Raw genomic sequence first — 14,562 nt, 5'->3', positions numbered from 1 at the left:
AAAACAGCCGATCTGCGCTGACCGACCATATGCAGGCCGCGGATATCACGGCAGACGCTTGCGCCCTCGGGCAAGCGGGGCTAAACGCTTGGACCAAGTTGCAACTGGAGATTAGCCATGTCGATCGACAAGGACACCGCCGCGCGCGTGGCCAAACTGGCCCGGATCAAGGTCGAAGAAGACGCCCTGCCGGCACTCGCCGCGGAATTCAACACCATCCTCGGCTTTATTGAACAGCTGAATGAGGTGGATGTAGAGGGCATTGAGCCAATGACCTCGGTCACGCCGCAGCGTCTGAAACGCCGCGAAGATGTGGTCACCGATGGCCACCAGCAGCCCAAGGTGCTGGCCAATGCCCCCGACGCGCGTGAGGGCTTCTTTGCTGTGCCGAAAGTGATGGAATAAGACATGAGTGATCTGAACAAACTGGGCCTGGCCGAAGCCCGCGACCTGCTGCGTAAAGGCGAGACCTCGTCGGTTGAGCTGACTCAATCCTGTCTCACCGCCATTGATGCCGCCGGCGCGTTGAATGCTTTTGTGCATAAAACACCCGAACTTGCGCTGGGATGTGCTGCGGATGCGGATGCGCGGCTGAAAGACAATGATGCGCCTGCCATGTGTGGCCTGCCGATTGGTATCAAAGACCTGTTCTGCACCAAAGGTGTCGACAGCCAGGCCGGTAGCCGCATTTTGCAAGGCTTCAAGCCCGAATATGAGTCAACCGTCAGCCAGAACCTGATCGATAGTGGCGCGGTGATGCTGGGCAAGTTGAATATGGACGAATTCGCCATGGGCTCGTCCAACGAGACCTCGGTTTACGGCGATGTGGTGAGCCCCTGGCGGCGTGACGCCGACACGGCTGCCCTGACACCGGGTGGGTCCTCTGGCGGTTCGGCTGCAGCTGTGGCGGCCGACCTCTGTCTGGCGGCCACTGGCACTGACACCGGCGGCTCAATCCGCCAGCCTGCGGCCTTTACCGGCACCGTTGGTATCAAGCCCACCTACGGCCGCTGCTCGCGTTGGGGTGTGGTGGCCTTTGCCTCCAGCTTGGATCAGGCCGGCCCGATGACCAAATCGGTGCGCGACGCTGCCATCATGCTCGAGGCTATGGCGGGGCACGATGTCAAGGACAGCACCAGTGCTGATCTGGCAGTGCCGGATTTTGAGGCCATGTTGAGCGGCGACATCCGCGGCAAAAAGATTGGTATTCCCAAGGAATACCGCATGGACGGCATGCCGGGTGAGATCGAGAAACTCTGGTCTGATGGCGCTGCCATGTTGAAAGACGCCGGTGCCGAAATCGTCGATATCTCGCTGCCGCATACCAAATACGCGCTGCCCGCCTATTACGTGATCGCCCCCGCCGAGGCCTCGAGCAATCTGGCCCGCTATGACGGCGTGCGCTACGGTCACCGCGCCACACTCGACGCGGGTGACGGCATCACCGAGATGTACGAAAAAACCCGCGCCGAGGGCTTTGGCCCCGAAGTGCAGCGCCGGGTGATGGTCGGCACCTATGTCTTGTCTGCAGGCTTCTATGACGCCTATTACAACCGTGCCCGCCGCGTCCGTACTCTGATCAAGAAAGATTTTGAGGATGTCTTTGCGGCAGGTGTTGATGCGATCCTGACACCGGCCACGCCGTCCGCGGCCTTTGGCCTGGGCGAGATGACCGATGCTGATCCGGTGCAAATGTATCTGAACGACGTCTTTACAGTGACAGTGAACCTGGCAGGCCTGCCGGGGATCTCGGTGCCGGCAGGGATGGATGCTCAAGGTCTGCCGCTGGGTCTGCAATTGATTGGCAAGCCCTGGGAAGAGGGTGATTTGCTGAACACCGCCTATGCCCTGGAAGCGGCAGCCGGGTTTGTGGCCAAGCCGGGCAAATGGTGGTAATTGCTCTTCGCAATCAAGAGAGAAACAGCAGGTAGAAGTGTGATGCGCGTATTTGTCTCCCTCATCTCTGTGGGCAGTGTACTGGCCTTGACGGCCTGTACACCAGCCGTTCCGGACAGCGGTGCCGAAGCTGGGTTCGACACCAGCCCCTTTGATGCGCCCCCGCCTGCGGGGACGACGATATTTGGGGAACCTCTGGTGCCGCCGATCCGGGTAGAAAGCACGTCGCTGGACGCGCCAACTGCGGCGCCACGCAGCCCGGGCAGTTCTACCAGCGCAGGGACTTTTCGTGCATCGTCTGGAAATTCCGATATTGCCAGTGAAACTGCTGCTGCCCTTTCAGCCTCGCAGAGTAACACGGGCCAGGCACCGCTTCAGGCCAGCCCGTCAAATCCTGCTCCGCTTATTGTTGGCAATGCCGGAATTTCGGACGAGAATGACTTTGGCGCGGTGTCGTCCCGTCAAAGCATCGAAAGTGACGCCGATCGCCTGGCCGAGAACCGGTCGCAGTATCAGGTCATTGAACCTACTGCCGTACCGGTGCGACAAGGGGATGCCGGACCGAATGTGGTCAGCTATGCGCTGAGCGCCACCAATCCACTTGGCACCCGCATCTACAGTCGAACAGGTATAAACCTGCGCGCCAAATCAGAACGCAACTGCGCTGGATACCGCTCGTCGGACTTGGCCCAGCAGGCCTTTCTTGAGGCAGGCGGCCCCAAACGCGACCGTCTGGCTCTGGATGTCGATGGCGATGGCTACGCCTGTGACTGGGATCCACTTGTCTATCAGCATGCGGTGCAGAACTGAGCGGGACTGCAGATACCGCTGCCGCGTGCTGGCATCCCAGCCCGAATTTCGGGCCGCGCCGTGATGGGCTGACGCCCTCGCTGATTGTGATCCACTACACCGCCATGCACAGCGCCAGCGCAGCGCTGCAGCGCCTGTGTGACCCGTCGGTTGAAGTCTCAGCTCATTACCTGATCGGGGCAGAGGGCCATTGCTGGCAAATGGTAGCCGAAGATCAGCGTGCCTGGCATGCCGGGGCAGGGCAATGGTGCGGTTTTGATGATATCAACTCTCGCTCTATTGGCATCGAGTTGGATAACCGTGGTGACCATCCCTTTGCAGAGCCACAAATGGTGACGTTAGAAAGACTGATGAAAGACATCATGTCACGCTGGTCCATTTCCGCCCAGGGTGTGATCGGTCACTCCGATATGGCACCTGGTCGCAAGATTGATCCTGGCCCCCGATTCGACTGGCCTCGGTTGGCGTGTCAGGGATTGGCTGACCTCAGAAGCTGTGATGAGGGCCCGATGGACCCAACCTTCGAATTGTTCCGAAGGATGGCTCATAGGGTCGGCTTTACCTCACCAGTGGAGGATGAGGCGCTTTTGTCCGCAGTCCGGCTGCGCTATCGTCCATGGGCCAGAGGATCTCTTGCTGCCGATGATTTTATTCCTCTTGGACCCTCGTCGTCGCGTTCTTGACTTTTTGCGAGGCTCTGCCTCGCGCTCCGGGATACTTATGGCCAGATGAAAAGTGGATCCGCATTCATCTGGCGATAAATATCCTGGGGTGAATTGGCCGCAGGCCAAGAGGGGCAAGGCCCCTAAACCCATTTTGGTCACTTGACGTGGGATTCACGGCGGCGTAGGGCGTTGGCGCGCAGAGGGCTGGATGGCTGCGGGGGGCGTAAGCCTCGCGAGGAAAGTCCGGACTCCATAAGGCAGTGGTGCCGGGTAACGCCCGGGCGGAGAGATCCGACGGAGAGCGCCACAGAAAATAAACCGCCGCAGCCCCGGTAACGGATTAGGTTGCGGTAAGGGTGAAACGGTGGGGTAAGAGCCCACCGCGCCGCTGGTAACAGGGGCGGCATGGCAAGCCCCACCAGGAGCAATGCCAAATAGGACCCCCGCGCGGGCTGGTCGGCCTTGGCCGATACCGCCGCTAGGCAGGCTTTAGCTGAGAGGGGTCGGGTTGGCAGCTTGAGGTTCGCAGCAATGCGCACCCTAGAGGAATGGTCATCGAAGGGGGCAACCCCGGAACAAAATCCGGCTTATAGGCCCTCTGCGCATTAATACCCCTGATTGCTATTGACTCAGGCACTCAGGCAGGTACAAGCCGGGCTCAATTAGGAATTTACCGGAAGGCCCCTGCCTTTTCGGACGCAGGAGAATACCATGGCGAAGCCTACCACCATCAAAATCCGCCTGAACTCGAGCGCGGGCACCGGCCACTTCTATGTGACGAAGAAAAACGCACGGACAATGACTGAGAAAATGGTCATCCGTAAGTATGATCCGGTTGTACGTAAGCACGTTGAGTACAAAGAAGGCAAAATCAAGTAAGCTTTCTTGTCAGGACTGACAAGCAACGGGGTCTCGCACATGCGGGGCCCCGTTGTGCTTTGGAGGTATGTGACACATGAAGTTTGGCATGAGTTTCATCGTTCGACCATCCATCAGGGCAGATATGCCGACGATAGACGCTCTGTTGGCCCGCAGCTATCCCAAGCTGCTTAAGGCCGATTATCCACCTTCGGTGCTTGTAACCACCCTGCCTATCATCGCCCGGGCACGCCCTGAGCTGATTGGCTGTGGCACCTATTATGTTGCTGAAGAGGGGACCCGGATCTTGGGGGCAGGAGGCTGGACGCTGGACCGGTTGCGGGCTGACAAAGGTCACATCCGCCATGTGGTGACCGACGACAGACAGCTTCGGCGGGGCGTTGGCCGCGCAATCCTGGATCATGTAATTAAAACAGCCCGTCGATCTGGCATCGTCGAACTTGAATGTGCCTCGACCCTGACTGCAGTTCCATTTTATGCTGCACTGGGGTTTGAAGGTGAAGGTCACATGGATATTTCCCTTGGCCCCGGCCTTCATTTTCCAGCGGTCCGCATGCGGAAACTTATGCCGTGAGGCACCCGCCCAATGGGCGCCGCATTTTTGGTGTAGATAGGTTCTATCCGAATGCAGCTTGATAGGATCACCATGACACGTGTATTTACTGTGACGTCGCTGACTGTTCTGTTTCTGTCTGCCTGTGGGCCGGCGCCGAAGGGCGCAGGGTTCACCGGTGTCGGCTCCGAGCCAGTGGGAATTACCCGGGCAAGCCCGGCGCCGGATGCCCGTGTGAGGGCCTCTCAAGCCGTTTTTGAGGGGGCAGCACTGCCGGTGCACCAGATCAACAATGCCGCTGGCAGTCAATCGGCCCTTGCGGCGCAGGCGCTTGCTGTGGGCGGGCGCAGCGCATCAACCGCCAGAGCGGTTGAACTTGCCGGGAACAAGGTCATGCTCAGCCTGGCGGAAGTTGGAGATGAGGTGTTCCTGGTTGGTCGGGCGCCGAAATCCTTGGGAGCGGGAGCCCTGAATCCCGGTACCGACAAGGCACTGTTGGCTGCGGTGCAACAGTTGACCGGTTGTTACCACCAGGGTCAGGTTTACCGGGCTGGCAAGTCCCAAATTCAGCCCGAAGCACTGGCGATCCCGCTGTCTTGTGGGTAGCCAAGATCGCTGTCTATGCGATTTTGTTTCCTCAACTTTAAGTAATTTGACACTAAAGAGACCTGGGCCTGCATCGCGAAATACACGGTATCGCCTTATTTGTAGCGCAACCTACCATTGAGTTGGAGGTGACAGATGCAAAGATCAAATCGATTCGTGAATGCTCTGGGTTTGGCAGCGCTGGTTTTGATGGCCGGTGCAATCCAGGCCGACCCCGAGGCGCACTCAGTTCTGATCAGCAGTCCACCGGCAATTGATACGCAAGTGCTGGAGCAACTGGGCTAGAGACGTCGCACACACACAGGACATCCGTCCAGAGGGTCAGTTCTGGCGGGCGATGATTACGCCTGATCTCGACTATGTTGGATTCACGCCCGCCATTCAGCCACCGTCAAGACCGGCTGCAGCCCCATGCCAGTCATCAGGGCTGCCGAAGCGTCGTTAAACGGGGCATAGCTCGTCGTTATAATCGAGATGTCCATGGCGCGAACATTGGCTTTCATTCTGACCATCAGGGCCTTGCCCACTCCCATCCGCTGCCAGGGTTCTTGCACAGCGATGTGATGTAGCATGGCGCGGGTTTCGGCGGCGCGGACGGGCAGGGCCTCACGGTGCTCAATCTGGTAGATCAGATAGCCCAGCAGTGCGCCCTGTGGGCTCTCAGCGCCAAGGGCATACAGGCCCTCGCTTGCCAGCCACTCCGTTAGCCAGGCCTCCAGCTCATAGTGTTCCGGGTTTGAGGTATGGCGCGCTGGCTGATGCGCCACATGCAGCGCATGCAGATCCTTCAGCAGCGGAACGAGGCGTGAAGCGTCAGATGGCGGGATCTCAATTATTTTCATAACAGAACTCATTTGTTAAAAACGCAAAGGGGCGGATCGCTGTGATCCGCCCCTTCTGAATTTGGTATATTGTGGTGCGTTTATTCGCGGTTACCAAACAGATGGAGCAGGAACATGAACATGTTGATAAAGTCCAGATAGAGGCTCAGGGCGCCCATGATGGCCGCTTTGCCCAGCATCTCCTGGTCGCCCGAGTGGGCCAGCTCAAGGTACGTGGTTTTGACTTTCTGTGTGTCATAGGCCGTCAGGCCTGCAAAAATCAGCACGCCAATTGCCGAAATCGCGAACATCATCGCGGTCGACTGCATGAAAATATTGACAATCATTGCCACAAACAGACCGATAAGACCCATCATCAGGAACGTGCCCATCGCGGACAGGTCCTTCTTGGTGGTGTAGCCATACAGGGACAGGCCAGCAAATGCGATCGAGGTGATCAGGAACACCTGAATGATCGATTGACCGGTGAATACCAAGAAGATTGAGCTGATCGACAGGCCCATCAATGTTGCAAAGATATAGAACATTGTCTGCACGCCGGCGGCGGACATACGGTTCATGGCTGCGCCAAAGCCGAAGAAGATAAAGGCCAGAGGCGCAAACATGATGACGTATTTCAACGGCGTCAAGTAGAGCGCATTACCAAGCGGCGTCAGGAACTTACCTGCACCAATTTGCGCAGTTGCACCTGTCGGATCTGAGGTCACGGCCAGGCCAGCAATAGCCCAGGCGGCGATAAACGTGATGAACATGCCGACGGACATGGTGCCGTAGACTTTGTTCATATGGGCGCGAAGGCCCGCATCGATCTCGGCGGTGCGGGCACCGGCAGCCGATCGAATGGTGTCAAATTGTGCCATGTGTCATGGTCTCCGTCTAAATTTCTTTGCATCGCCACCTATGGCTGCGCTCCCGCTAAATATCGGGTGAATGGAGGTAATTTTCAAGTATTTCGTCAAGGAAACGGCATAAAATTGTAAAAGGACGGGCGCTGGAATGGCTGCCCGTCCTATTTTCGTTGTTTTTGCATCGGAACCGTCACCGGCATGTGCTCAGTTCAGCATCTCCAGCTGTCGGGGGCATCCCAGAACCGACGCTTGCCTTCAGTGTCGGCCTCTAGCCGGGTCAACCCGATATCTTTCAGGGCGCTGTCGTCCAATGACGCAAGGGCGCGGCGCTGCCGGGCAACGGCAAAACGGGTGATCAGGTCGGCGAGCAGAGTGGGGCGGCGAGAAGCAGTTGTGCAGGTTGATGAGATATAGGTCATGGGTCGTGTCCTTTCCGGGGCTTCTGATGATTTATCAACAATCGATCAATTCTGTTGATGTATATGGCGGAGTATGATTGATATTGAAAACGAATGTTTATGAAGTAACACATCAAGGATTGTGATGATGCGAAATCTTGATATCACCACCCTGCGGTCTTTTGTGGCTGTGGCAGACAATGGCGGCGTGACCCGGGCGGCCGGTTTTCTCCATTTGACGCAATCTGCGGTGTCTATGCAGTTGAAGCGTCTGGAAGAGTTGTTGGGCCAGCAATTGCTGGACCGCTCGGGGCGGACCATTGCGCTGACGGCATCGGGTGAGCAGCTACTGGCCTATGCCCGTCGCATGGTCAAACTGAATGACGAGGTGATTGGTCGGCTGACAGATCAGGTTTATGAGGGCGAAATTGTTCTTGGGGTGCCGCATGACATCGTCTATCCCGCGATCCCGCAGGTGTTGCAGCGGTTTAATGCCGCCTATCCGCGCGTAAAGGTCCAGCTGATCTCCAGTTACACGCGCCAGCTGAAAGACCAGTTTTCAAAAGGCGAGATTGATCTGATTCTCACCACCGAAAGCTCGAGTGACGGGGACAGTGAGGTTCTGGCCAAGCGTCCGCTGCGCTGGATCGGGGCGCCTAATGGTTCGGCCTGGCGTCAGCGTCCGCTGCCGCTGGCCTTTTGCCGGTTCTGTACTTTCCGCCCCAAGGTGGTCGCTGAGCTGGATGAGATGGACATTGCCTGGGATTTGGTTGTTGAAACCGAAAGTGACCGCACTGTCGAAGCCACGGTCGCAGCGGACCTGGCAATTCACACGATGATTGAAGGTATGGAGCCGCCGCATCTTGTGCAGATCGACCATGGCGGTGTTTTGCCAGATCTGCCGGTGCAGATGATCAACCTTTATGGGGCCGAGGTCACAGGGTCGCATATTGTGGGTGAGTTGTCGGGCTACCTGCGCCAGGCCTTCAGCACTGTTTCAACACCTTTGACTGCCTCCCAATGGCATGCCGCCTGAAGTCCAGGTGCCCGACCAAAGGGTCGGGCGCCGCGGTGGTTGTCACTAGCCTGTCTAATCAGTTGATTGTGCAGGCATCGTGATCACTACTTTGCCAGTCGAGCTCCGACTGCGCAGCAGCCCCATCCCGTCCGCCACGCGCTCCAACGGCAGAGAGTGGCTGATATGGGGTTTCAACCGCCCCTCAACAAACCACTCCAAGAGTGTCACCAAGCTACTGTGCACCACTTGGGGGTGGGATTTCAGAAATCCACCAATGTAAAATCCGATGACGGTCAGATTTTTAACCAAGAGGTGGTTGGCTGGAATTTGGGGGATGTCACCGCTGGCAAAGCCGATGGGCAAGAGGCGGCCTCCGAGGTTGGTGGCGCGGAATGCGGATTTCCACAACTCACCGCCGATAACATCATAAACGACGTCCGCCCCGCCTAGGGATTTTACCACGGTGCGCAGATCATCATCCGCATCGATCAGGTGATCCGCCCCGGCGGCGCGTGCCACCGCCAACTTGTCTGCCCCCCGAGCCTGCGCAATCACCCGGGCGCCCATCTGTTTGCCAATCTCAACGGCGGTCAGCCCGGCGCCTCCGGCTGCGCCAGTGACCAGCAAAGTTTCCCCAGGCTGCAACCGGGCACAGTGATCTAGCGCGATATGGCTGGTGCCGTAAGTGATCTGAAATGCAGCGGCTTGTTCAAAGCTCATTTGGTCGGGGATTTTGATTGCACGATTGGCGTCAAATACACCCCATTCAGCAAGCCCACCCTGGCCACAAAAGACGGCAACCCTGTCACCCAAAGCAAAGCCGGAAACCTGATCCCCAAATGCGGTAATCACACCAGAAATTTCCATCCCAAGGGTAAAGGGTCGGTCAGGCGTGTCCTGATAGGTTGAATTCAGCATAAGTAGATCTGCAAAATTCAACCCGCAGGCGAATATTTTGACTTGAATTTGGGTTGCCCCTGGCTCAGGGCGGTCCATCTGAACCAAGAGTGGAGCAGAGCCAGAGGTAGGCATATGATACGCATGCATATTAAAAATCCCTGTTTTTCCGACACTAACAAGATTTTGGTGAAAACTGTCAAATGAGAATCGCAATACTCTAGCCTCGCTATTTTAGGGGAGGAATGAGGGAGGCAAAATACACCCGAAGCGTGAAAAAAAAGGTCGGTAAAATCAGTTATTTGGAATAAGACCGCCGGGAACCGGGTGACGATGGGGTTGAATTCAACCAAAAAGATCGTACTGTTACCACAGTGGTTGAGTTTGGATTGTTGGATGGGGACAGATTGATGGCAGCGCCAGGTAATTGGCGCATGGCTTCAAGCTGTATTTGGCACCTGAACAAGTAGCCAGAATTTTTAGATGAGGAGAGAAGCATGGCTCATCCCGTAGATGTGCATGTTGGTAAGCGGATCCGCCACCGCCGGTGGTTGACTGGTATGACCCAACAGCAATTGGCCGAACAGGTCGGCATCAAGTTCCAGCAAATCCAAAAATACGAAACCGGCGCCAATCGCGTCAGTGCTTCGCGTCTGTGGGATATCGCAGACTCGTTAACCGTTCCGGTGAGTTTCTTCTTTGAAGGTCTGGATGGGGCCAGCGAAGCAGGGTCTGACAAGACCTCGGTGCCTGCTGACCTGATGGGCGACAAGGAAGCACTTGATTTGGTTCGGTCCTATTATGCAATTCCTGAGAACCAGCGCCGCCGCTTGTTTGAGCTGGCCCGCGTGCTCAGCGACGTCGCCTGATCGCGACAAGTCGTTAGGATCGGCCATAAGGCTTTCATAATCTGGCCTTTTGGCTTGCAAAAGACGCGGTTGAGTGGCAACCGATGGGGATGACCTCAACCGCGTTTACAGACCTCGAGATTGCGCACATGCTGGCGGATGCCGCCCGCACAGCAATCCTTCCTCATTTCCGCCGTTCCGACCTGAGTGCCGAGAACAAGCTAAGTGAGGGCTTTGACCCAGTCACCATTGCGGACCGTGCTGCCGAAGTCGCTATGCGTGCGATTTTGCAAGATCACCGACCGCAAGATGCCATTTGGGGCGAAGAGTTCGGACAGACCCCAGGTCAGTCCGGGCGTACATGGGTTCTGGACCCGATTGACGGTACACGTGGTTTTATCAGCGGCACCCCGACCTGGGGTGTTTTGATCGCCCTGAGCGACGGCAAGGGCCCCTTTTTGGGCATTGTCGATCAACCCTACATCGGCGAGCGCTTTGTCGGATCGGCAGAAGGCGCCACCATGACCGGGCCACTGGGCCCTCAGGTTTTACAAACGCGATCCACCACCGATCTGGATCAGGCCGTTTTGTTCACAACCTTCCCCGAGGTCGGCAGCCAAGAAGACCGCGCCGGGTTTGAGAGTGTCGCCAAGCAGGTCAAGCTTACGCGCTATGGAATGGACTGCTATTCCTACGCCTTGCTGGCGGCAGGTCAGGTGGATCTGGTGATCGAAGCCGGATTGAACGCCTATGACGTTCAGGGCCCCATTGCGGTGATCCAGGCCGCGGGCGGTATCGTCACCGACTGGCAGGGTGACCCGGCGCATGACGGCGGGCGGGTACTGGCGGCGGCAAATCCACAAATCCACGCTGTTGCCCTGGATATTCTGAAAAAAGCTTGAGCGAAGACGACCTCTCAGTTATTTCTCACCGGTGCCGAGTCCTTTGCTCCTTCTGTCGGCCCAATACACACTTCGTACCGAAGCGGGCCTAAATCGAAGTGTGAGGGACCAATGACCGAAATTCTAATTCAAAATGCCGATACCATTCTGACCATGGATGATGACAGCCGGGTGCTGCATGGCGCCGACCTGTTAATCCGGGACGGCGTTGTCGCCGCAATGGGGCAGGGGCTGCAGACCACGGGCGAGGTGGTCTCGGGGCGTGGCTGTGTTGTTACTCCGGGACTGGTGAACACCCACCACCACCTGTACCAGAACCTGACCCGCGCCGTCCCCGGCGCACAGGACGCCTTGCTGTTCGGCTGGCTGCAACAGCTCTACCCGATCTGGGGCCGCTTTGGCCCGGACGAGATGTATGTCTCGGCGCAGCTAGGGCTGGTTGAACTGGCGCTGTCAGGCTGTACGCTCAGCTCGGACCATCTGTATCTCTATCCCAACGGGTCGCGGCTGGAAGACACCATTCACGCCGCCGCCTCGGTCGGTCTGCGGTTTCACCCGACCCGGGGCGCCATGAGCATCGGGGTCGGCGACGGAGGTCTGCCACCGGATTCGCTGGTCGAAGGGGAAGACGCTATTCTCAACGACATGATCCGGGTGGTGGATGCCTTTCATGACCCGGCTGAAGGTTCGATGTGCCGGGTCGGTCTGGCGCCGTGCTCGCCGTTCTCGGTCAGCCGCGAGCTGATGCGCGACACTGCCGTGCTGGCCCGCGATAAAGGCGTGATGCTGCACACCCATTTGGCGGAAAACGACGAAGATGTTGCCTATTCTCAAGCACAGTTCGGCTGCCGTCCCGGCCAATACGCCGAGGACCTGGGCTGGACCGGCGACGACGTCTGGCACGCCCATTGCGTCAAGCTGGATGTCACCGAAATTGACCTCTTTGCGCGGACACGAACCGGAGTGTCCCATTGCCCCTGTTCCAACTGTCGCCTCGGCAGCGGTATTGCCCCAGTGCGTCAGATGCGCGACGCCGGTGTTCCGGTGGGGCTGGGCGTCGATGGTTCGGCCAGCAACGATGGCGCCAATCTGATCGGCGAGGCACGCCAGTCGATGCTGCTGCAGCGGGTGCAGAATGGTGCCGACGCGATGAGCAGTTATGAGGCTCTGGAAATCGCCACCCGGGGTGGTGCCGATGTTCTGGGCCGCCCGGACTGCGGCCGGTTGGCCGCTGGTAAGCGGGCTGATATTGCTATCTGGGACACCACTGGTGTCAGTTCCAGCGGCAGTTGGGATCCATCCGCATTGTTGCTGGCAGGTCCAACGCAGGTGAAACATCTCTTCGTCGAAGGCCGCCAGATTGTCAGCAGCGGCGAAATTACGTCTCTGGATCTGCCGAAGCTGCTCAACCGTCACCATACATTGGCGCGGCAATTGATGGAGACCTGACCCTATGAAACACCTCGGCGTTCTTGCGATCAGCATCCTGATTTGGTCTCTGCCGGTCGCGACTGCCGAGGTGAACCGCTCAGCGGCCACCAGCAGTATCAACGCTCTGCGGGCAGATAAGCGTCTGCCACAGGTGCAGTTTTCCAAGGCCCTTGAGACAGTAGCCCGTGCCCATGCCCAGGATATGGTCAGGAACGGGTTCTTTTCCCACACGGGCAGTGACGGATCAAATATCGGTGACCGCTTGACGCGCAGCGGCTATGGCTGGTGCGGGGCCGCCGAAAATATCGCCAAGGGTCAGCCGACATTGGCTGATGTCATGACCATCTGGGCCACGTCGCGTGGCCACCGAAAGAACATGCTGAACAAAAATTTCACAAGGTTTGCGCTGGTGCGCGCGACTGGCAATGTCTGGGTTATGGTGTTGGCGCAACCGGGCTGCTGATCGATCAACCCCGATGTTTCATCTTTTCTAAAATACTCAAATCAAACCACCGCCTGCCCTGGCAGGCGGTGGTTTCACTTAGGGCCGTTAAGCCACCTGGCCGGCGATCCTAACCTCGGCTACGGCGCGGTCGTCGCCCATCATGATGGTGGCAAACACCGCCTCCCATAGATCTTGCGCCTGTGCCGTGCGCTGGGCAATCGCCGGGGTCGAGGCCAGGTCCAGCACCACCAGATCAGCCTCCATGCCGGCAGCAAGATTGCCGACCTTGTCCTCTAGTCGCAGCGCCGCTGCGGATCCTTGAGTCGCCAGCCACAACAACTGCGTCGCATGCAATGGCGTGCCGCGCAGCTGACCAATTTCATAAGCCGCCGCCATGGTGCGCAGCATCGAAAAGCTGGAGCCGCCACCGGTGTCAGTGGCCAGGCCAATCCGCTGGCCTTCCGCCATCAGACCATTCATGTCGAACAACCCGGATCCGATAAAGGTGTTTGAGGTTGGACAATGCACCAACCCGGCACCAAACTCGCGCAACCGGTGACGCTCGCGCTCTTCCAGATGAATGGCATGACCGTATAAGCCACGTGCACCCAGCAGGCCAAATTCTTCATAGGTATCCAGATAGTCCCGCGCCTGGGGGAACAGCGATTTGACCCAGGCGATCTCATCCACCTGTTCACTCAGATGCGTCTGCATCAGGCAGTCTGGGTGCTTGGCCCAAAGCGCACCCATGGCTTCCAGCTGCTCTGGGGTCGAGGTCGGTGAAAATCGCGGTGTGATGGCATAGTCCAGCCGGTCCACCCCGTGCCAGCGGGCGATCAGCGCGTCACTGTCATCATAGGCAGTCTGCGGCGTGTCGCGCAGCCCATCCGGCGCATTGCGATCCATGCAGGTCTTGCCCGCCACAATCCGCTGCCCGCGCGTTTGTGCCGCAGAAAAGATCGCATCAACGCTTTCGGGATGAATGGTGCAAAAGGAACAGACGGTGGTGGTGCCATTGGCGGCTGTCAGATCCAGATAACGGTTGGCAACCTCATCCGCATAAGCGCGCTCACCAAACCGCATTTCCTCGGGGAAAGTATAGGCATTCAGCCAGTCGATCAGCCGTTTGCCCCAGCTGGCGATGATGGCGGTCTGCGGGTAATGTACATGGGCATCCACGAATCCGGCCATGATCAACTTGTCGCCGTGATCCACCAGCTGCGCCGCAGGCAGCTGCGCCTGCATGTCGGACAGTGACCCGGTGCCAACCACCAGCCCATCCTGAATGGCAACGGCCTCAGACACTTGCGTCGCATCCTGCGGCGTGCCCTCATCAAAGGGCGAGCGCGAGAAGGATAAAACCTGCCCTTTCAGGATAATCTCTGTGCTCATGACGGTCGTCCTTTCCTTGCCAAACTCTGCCATGCAGGATAGCCGCCGCAGCAGTTGCGGTAAATTATGCCATTGCCATTGTTTTTCGGTAGCAGCTTCTTCTAGTTTGCAGTTAATCAGGCGGAGGTCAGC

General features: G+C 57.9%; 18 protein-coding genes and 1 other RNA gene. 14 read left to right on the top strand and 5 right to left on the bottom strand.

The window, feature by feature from the left end; genetic code table 11:
* Window positions 1-117 precede the first annotated feature (117 nt).
* From gatC to EBB79_RS24455, 9 genes are all read left to right on the top strand, one after another.
* Window positions 118-405, top strand: coding sequence for an Asp-tRNA(Asn)/Glu-tRNA(Gln) amidotransferase subunit GatC (gatC, locus tag EBB79_RS13865; RefSeq protein ID WP_127749437.1), 288 nt, complete (start codon window positions 118-120; stop codon window positions 403-405).
* Between the two features lie 3 nt (window positions 406-408).
* Window positions 409-1,896 carry an Asp-tRNA(Asn)/Glu-tRNA(Gln) amidotransferase subunit GatA gene (gene gatA, locus EBB79_RS13860; RefSeq protein WP_127749436.1) on the top strand — a complete coding sequence of 496 codons (1,488 nt, stop codon included), beginning with the start codon at window positions 409-411 and terminating at the stop codon, window positions 1,894-1,896.
* Between the two features lie 42 nt (window positions 1,897-1,938).
* Window positions 1,939-2,706: a hypothetical protein gene (locus EBB79_RS13855; protein WP_127749435.1), complete on the top strand. Its 768-nt coding sequence runs from the start codon at window positions 1,939-1,941 to the stop codon at window positions 2,704-2,706.
* Window positions 2,707-2,792: 86 nt separating this feature from the next.
* Window positions 2,793-3,389, top strand: a complete 597-nt coding sequence (locus EBB79_RS13850) for an N-acetylmuramoyl-L-alanine amidase (RefSeq protein WP_338045761.1) — start codon at window positions 2,793-2,795, stop codon at window positions 3,387-3,389.
* Window positions 3,390-3,567: 178 nt separating this feature from the next.
* Window positions 3,568-3,977: RNase P RNA component class A (rnpB, locus tag EBB79_RS13845), an RNA gene on the top strand.
* A gap of 105 nt (window positions 3,978-4,082) precedes the next feature.
* Complete coding sequence (gene rpmG / locus EBB79_RS13840) at window positions 4,083-4,250, top strand: 50S ribosomal protein L33 (protein ID WP_127749433.1); 168 nt, start codon at window positions 4,083-4,085, stop codon at window positions 4,248-4,250.
* Between the two features lie 88 nt (window positions 4,251-4,338).
* Window positions 4,339-4,824 (top strand): GNAT family N-acetyltransferase, encoded by a 486-nt coding sequence (locus EBB79_RS13835; protein ID WP_127749432.1) that lies wholly within the window; start codon window positions 4,339-4,341, stop codon window positions 4,822-4,824.
* Between the two features lie 72 nt (window positions 4,825-4,896).
* Entirely contained in the window at window positions 4,897-5,409 is a 513-nt protein-coding gene (locus EBB79_RS13830) for a hypothetical protein (protein ID WP_127749431.1), read from the top strand.
* A gap of 135 nt (window positions 5,410-5,544) precedes the next feature.
* On the top strand, window positions 5,545-5,694 hold the full coding sequence (locus EBB79_RS24455; protein WP_164860812.1) for a hypothetical protein: 150 nt from the start codon (window positions 5,545-5,547) through the stop codon (window positions 5,692-5,694).
* Between the two features lie 83 nt (window positions 5,695-5,777).
* Here the strand turns inward: EBB79_RS24455 and EBB79_RS13825 are convergent, their stop codons facing one another.
* The 3 genes from EBB79_RS13825 to EBB79_RS13815 form a co-directional block, all read right to left on the bottom strand.
* Window positions 5,778-6,251, bottom strand: a complete 474-nt coding sequence (locus tag EBB79_RS13825) for a GNAT family N-acetyltransferase (protein ID WP_127749430.1) — start codon at window positions 6,249-6,251, stop codon at window positions 5,778-5,780.
* Between the two features lie 80 nt (window positions 6,252-6,331).
* Window positions 6,332-7,111: a Bax inhibitor-1/YccA family protein gene (locus EBB79_RS13820; RefSeq protein WP_127749429.1), complete on the bottom strand. Its 780-nt coding sequence runs from the start codon at window positions 7,109-7,111 to the stop codon at window positions 6,332-6,334.
* Between the two features lie 197 nt (window positions 7,112-7,308).
* Window positions 7,309-7,518: a DUF1127 domain-containing protein gene (locus EBB79_RS13815; RefSeq protein WP_127749428.1), complete on the bottom strand. Its 210-nt coding sequence runs from the start codon at window positions 7,516-7,518 to the stop codon at window positions 7,309-7,311.
* A 127-nt stretch (window positions 7,519-7,645) separates the two neighbouring features.
* Here EBB79_RS13815 and EBB79_RS13810 point away from each other — a divergent pair, with 127 nt between their 5' ends.
* The gene (locus tag EBB79_RS13810; protein WP_127749427.1) at window positions 7,646-8,533 is read left to right on the top strand and encodes a LysR family transcriptional regulator; all 888 of its coding nucleotides are present in this window, start codon (window positions 7,646-7,648) and stop codon (window positions 8,531-8,533) included.
* Window positions 8,534-8,587: 54 nt separating this feature from the next.
* On the opposite strand, the gene EBB79_RS13805 is transcribed toward EBB79_RS13810, so the two are convergent.
* Window positions 8,588-9,562, bottom strand: a complete 975-nt coding sequence (locus EBB79_RS13805) for an NADPH:quinone oxidoreductase family protein (RefSeq protein ID WP_127749426.1) — start codon at window positions 9,560-9,562, stop codon at window positions 8,588-8,590.
* 347 nt (window positions 9,563-9,909) lie between these two features.
* Between EBB79_RS13805 and EBB79_RS13800 the strand changes: the two genes are divergently transcribed.
* The 4 genes from EBB79_RS13800 (at window position 9,910) to EBB79_RS13785 (ending at window position 13,056) form a co-directional block, all read left to right on the top strand.
* Entirely contained in the window at window positions 9,910-10,281 is a 372-nt protein-coding gene (locus tag EBB79_RS13800; RefSeq protein ID WP_127749425.1) for a helix-turn-helix domain-containing protein, read from the top strand.
* 89 nt (window positions 10,282-10,370) lie between these two features.
* Window positions 10,371-11,162 carry a histidinol-phosphatase gene (gene hisN, locus EBB79_RS13795; protein ID WP_127751006.1) on the top strand — a complete coding sequence of 264 codons (792 nt, stop codon included), beginning with the start codon at window positions 10,371-10,373 and terminating at the stop codon, window positions 11,160-11,162.
* A gap of 111 nt (window positions 11,163-11,273) precedes the next feature.
* Window positions 11,274-12,611, top strand: coding sequence for an 8-oxoguanine deaminase (locus tag EBB79_RS13790; RefSeq protein WP_127749424.1), 1,338 nt, complete (start codon window positions 11,274-11,276; stop codon window positions 12,609-12,611).
* 4 nt (window positions 12,612-12,615) lie between these two features.
* Window positions 12,616-13,056 carry a CAP domain-containing protein gene (locus tag EBB79_RS13785; protein ID WP_127749423.1) on the top strand — a complete coding sequence of 147 codons (441 nt, stop codon included), beginning with the start codon at window positions 12,616-12,618 and terminating at the stop codon, window positions 13,054-13,056.
* Between the two features lie 87 nt (window positions 13,057-13,143).
* Here the strand turns inward: EBB79_RS13785 and guaD are convergent, their stop codons facing one another.
* Window positions 13,144-14,430: a guanine deaminase gene (guaD, locus tag EBB79_RS13780; RefSeq protein ID WP_127749422.1), complete on the bottom strand. Its 1,287-nt coding sequence runs from the start codon at window positions 14,428-14,430 to the stop codon at window positions 13,144-13,146.
* Between the last annotated feature and the right edge of the window lie 132 nt (window positions 14,431-14,562).

Origin of the sequence: Parasedimentitalea marina, assembly GCF_004006175.1 — a bacterium.
Taxonomy (GTDB): domain Bacteria; phylum Pseudomonadota; class Alphaproteobacteria; order Rhodobacterales; family Rhodobacteraceae; genus Parasedimentitalea; species Parasedimentitalea marina.
Note: the sequence above shows the minus strand (reverse complement) of the source record. Positions and strands in the feature narration are given on the sequence as shown.